At 66.5% G+C, this 4059-nt stretch carries 4 protein-coding genes; 2 read left to right on the forward strand and 2 right to left on the reverse strand.

Going from position 1 to position 4059, the window contains the following annotated elements; genetic code table 11:
* The coding region (locus tag ACTHL9_RS13320) for a hypothetical protein (RefSeq protein WP_440519731.1) at window positions 1–796 on the forward strand (796 nt) is incomplete at its 5' end.
* 324 nt (window positions 797–1120) lie between these two features.
* Here the strand turns inward: ACTHL9_RS13320 and istB are convergent.
* Together istB and istA are read right to left on the reverse strand one after the other, a co-directional pair.
* The gene (gene istB, locus ACTHL9_RS13325) at window positions 1121–1927 is read right to left on the reverse strand and encodes an IS21-like element helper ATPase IstB (RefSeq protein ID WP_440519732.1); all 807 of its coding nucleotides are present in this window, start codon (window positions 1925–1927) and stop codon (window positions 1121–1123) included.
* Window positions 1924–3231, reverse strand: a complete 1308-nt coding sequence (istA, locus tag ACTHL9_RS13330) for an IS21 family transposase (protein ID WP_440519733.1) — start codon at window positions 3229–3231, stop codon at window positions 1924–1926. The genes istB and istA overlap by 4 nt, the downstream gene beginning before the upstream one ends.
* A 145-nt stretch (window positions 3232–3376) precedes the next feature.
* Here istA and ACTHL9_RS13335 point away from each other — a divergent pair.
* The coding region (locus ACTHL9_RS13335; protein ID WP_440519734.1) for an Arm DNA-binding domain-containing protein at window positions 3377–4059 on the forward strand (683 nt) is incomplete at its 3' end.

Raw genomic sequence — 4059 nt, forward strand, 5'->3', positions numbered from 1 at the left:
GGCCAGTTCCATCTACGCTCCCGCTCTTCCGAACGTCGTGGCCAGGGCGATGCAGTTGGCTCAGACTAGGAGAACGCCTGTTTTGGAACGGCTCGCACTTGCCACGCGGCGGCGGCTCGCTCGCGTGCTTGAGAGGCGAGACGGGATATGGCGCCTCATCAATCAAACACAGGATCAAGACGTAGCCGAGGACCTGCTCACAGCCGTCGACTCGCTTCTGACGTTTCTTATGAGTGCATCGGATGCTCTGGCCAAGGTGGCCGATGCGGTGCTCGTCACAAACGTGAGTCCCGCTAACATCGGCTGGCAGAAGAAGGACTGGCTAAAAGCTATCGCCAAGAAAGACAGCGTCCTGGCCGCACTCTTCGTCGATTCGGCACAGCCCGCGCAAGCAATAGAGGTACTTCGCCTCCTCAGGAACTGCATCCATGACGAGGGCCTAGACGCGGTCGCAGTCCACGTTTCGAGTCGCCGCCAAGAAACGTGGATCATTCCCCCTACCGGGCAAGCCACGGCGATCACAAACGCGATGCTCAAGCGCCGCCCCCTTGACGAGTGGGGTGTCCACGCCGAACTGGATGGCTCCGTTTATGCAGAAATCGGCCGGCTGATCGAGACGCTGCTAATCGAGGTGCTGGCCGCGCTTAGCTCAGTGCTAGAGCGCCTCGGGCAGATCCTGGAACCCATGACGACGAATGGACAGTCAGAGCCAAAGTCACAGCTGAACGAAGCACTACTTTCCCTGCACATCCAATGGCAGGTTGGCCTGGGACAGCCCCTACCTCAAATCGGATAGAGGGACGGGGCGATCGCGATCGAGCTGTCTCGAAATCCAAGCGTCCCGAATTCCATGCGAACCAAGACGGACACACCTTTGTCTGCGACATTGAGCGATCACAGGAGACCGCCATTTACCGCCGAATTCCACAGTCGGCCATTAGTCAAGTTCGGCGCCCATGCGGATCCCCCAACGCGCCTTCCGCTTCCACAGCCGACCGAGTGCGCGCGAGGGACCGTTGCGAACTGACCGCATCGGCGAAGTAACGGTGAGGGCAGGTGACGGCGCTCAGCGAATTTCCCCAGAGTTGCTCATCGAAGTTCCTCAGGTCGCGGGGTCAGGTTAGCGTAGGTTTGTGCCGGTTGTGACGCGGCGGAGTTCGTCGGCCGCGGTTGCGTGGTTGCGGAGTCGGTAGGAGGCGCCGTCGAGGGTGACGACGACGGAGCGGTGCAGGAGCCGGTCGAGCATCGCGGCGGCGACGGTGGTGTCGCCGAGGACTTCCCCCCAGGCGCCGACGGGCCGGTTCGTGGTGATCACGATCGAGGTCTTCAGGTAGCGCTGGTTGATGACCTGAAACAGTGCGGACGCGGCTTCGCCGGGCAGCGGCAGGTAGCCGAGCTCGTCGATGATGAGCAGGGTGGGTCCGGCGAAGAACCGCATCATGGTCGCCCATTTCCCCTCGATCGCGGCGCGGTGGCAGCGAGCGGCGAGGTCCGCGGCCGAGGTGAAGTAGGTGCGGTAGCCGGCGTTCACCGCGGTGTGGCCGAGCCCGGTCGCGATGTGCGTCTTGCCGACTCCGGGCGGCCCGATCAGGAGCACGTTGGTGGCGGTGTCGATGAACCTGCAGGTGCCCAACTCGGCGAGCAGCGAGCGGTCTATTCCGCTGGCGGAATCTTGGTCGAAGTCGTCCAGGGTGGCGCCGGTGGGCAGGTTCGCGAACCGGAACCTGCCCGCGAGACGCCTCGCGTCGGTCGCGGTGACCTCGATCTGAAGGAGTCGTTCCAGCGCGGTAGTGAGGGTCCAGCCCTCCGCCTGCGCCTGGTCGAGCACTGCCGGGAGTGCGTCGGCGGCGTCGGTGAGCTTCAGGTCGGCGAGGTGGTGGCGCAGCTGCTGGTAGGTGCTCGCTGCGGTCTGCGTGGTGGTGGTCATCGGAGGGTGTTCCTGTTCTTCGCGGCCTGCTCGTAAGCGGCCAGATCGATCACGGTGGAGGAGGGTGCCGCGGTGCCGGTGAGGACCGCGGCGGCGTGCAGTGCGGCCGCCCCGGGTGGGATGCGTTCCTTGCGCCGGTGCGGGCGGCCGGGCGGGGCGGAGGCCATCGCGATGGCCTCGAGCGCGGTGACGTGCCCGGTGTCGCGGATCGTGACCCCGAGCCCGGGTTCGGCGACCCGGTGTCGGGCGATGACGGTGCCGGAGGCGGTGGCGATGTCGATGGTGTCCGCGCCGAGCCGCTGCCGAACCTCGACTCTGGCGGCGGCGAGGTCGGGTGGGACCGAGTACCGGTTCCCGCGCCAGTCGATCAGCGCCTGCCTCGTCGCGGTGCGCTCCTCGGTGATCACGACGGGGAACACGACCGGCGGCAACGGTTGGAGCCGTTCCGCGGCGAACATCGCTTTCGCGGTGGTCTTGCCCGTCTCGGTGCGCCGTGGCCGGTCGTCCTGGCCTCGGGCGAACGCGTCGAGGGACGCTTGCGCCTGCTCGAGCGTGAGCCCATCCGGGAGGGTGCGCCACCAGCGTTGCGCGGCGGTGTGGTTGTTCTTCTCGACCACGCCCTTCCGGTTCCCCGACCGCGGCCGGCAGACGACCGGCTGAACACCGTGATGCTTCGCGAACCCGGCGAACATCGGCGTGAGATCCCGGGTCACGGGGTTGAGCACGGTCGCCATCCGGTCGAACCGCCAGACCCTCGTGAGCCCGCCCAGCAGGCCGAGGAGAGCGGTCATCGCGGCCAGCAGGTGAGGGACGTCCATCGACGGGGACAGCACCGCCCGCCAGACCCCGGAGTGCGCGAGCGACCCGACCAGCAGATACGCGTTCTTGCGCGGGAACCCCCACCCGGCGGGCGGGTCGGGCAGCTCGAGCCAGTCGAACTGCGTCTCCTCGCCCGGTGGGTGCTCGATGACCGCGTTCGGCCGTTTCGTCACGTGTGCGCACGCGGTGCAGGCAGGCCGCAGCCCACGGTCCCGGATCTGCCGCGTCAGCGTCGGATACGAGCCCGAGTAGCCCAGCGGCACGAGCTCGTCACGTAGCGTCACCGCCCACAGATGCGGGTCCTCGGCCAGCCGAGCACGGACATAGTCCACGAACGGCTCGAACCCGTCAGGCTCGGCTCGTCGACGGACCCCGGGTGCGCGGTCGCCGTTCAAGTAGGAGCGGATGGTCTTGCGGTCATGATCGGTGCGGCGGGCGATCTCACTGATCGTCATCCCCTGCCGCTTCAAAGCGTGGATATCCACGCTGCTCCTCTCTGAAAGCATGAGAAGAGGGCCTCCCTCGGAAGCTGGTGTGTGGTCAGAGACCACCAGCATCGAGGGAGGCCCGCCTCATGCGACGGAGCGACCCAGGGTGGGGAATTTCAGCGAGCAGAACTGGGGAATTTCAGTGAGCGCCGTCACAGGAGTCTCCATGGGCAGCATCGAGCCATACGAGAGCGCGAAGGGCCGTCGGTATCGGGTGCGCTACCGGAAGCCGGATCACAGTCAGGGCGCCAAGCGCGGGTTCCGGACGAAACGAGACGCCCAGCTCTACCTGGCATCGGTGGAACTGAAGAAGGCGGCAGGCGACTACATCGACTCGAGCTCCGGCCGTGTCACAGTAGGAACGCTCGGCACAGAGTGGTTCGCCACCCAGACGCACCTCAAGCCTTCATCCGTCGCGGTAATGGAATCCGCGTGGCGGTTGCATGTGAGGCCCCGGTGGGGTGAAGTCGCCATCGGAACCATCCGGCACAGCGAGGTGCAGGCGTGGGTGTCCGCCTTGGCCAACGGCACGGCCGAGGGCACCCGGCCCAAGTCTCCTGCCCTGGTTCATCGGGCCTACGGGATCCTCGCCGCCGTCCTTGACGTCGCCGTCCGCGACCGCCGCATCTCCTCCAATCCGGCACGCGGCGTGAGCTTGCCGCGCAAGGTCTCCCGCGAGCACCGCTACCTCACGCACCACGAGCTGAGCCGTCTGGCCGAAGCCTGCGGCGAGCACGGCACCCTCATCCTGCTTCTGGGCTACACCGGGCTGCGATGGGGCGAAGCATCAGCACGCCGGGTAAGGGATATCGACCTCAGGCGTCG

Origin of the sequence: Sinomonas sp., from assembly GCF_051955515.1 — a bacterium.
Taxonomy (GTDB): Bacteria; Actinomycetota; Actinomycetes; order Actinomycetales; family Micrococcaceae; genus Sinomonas.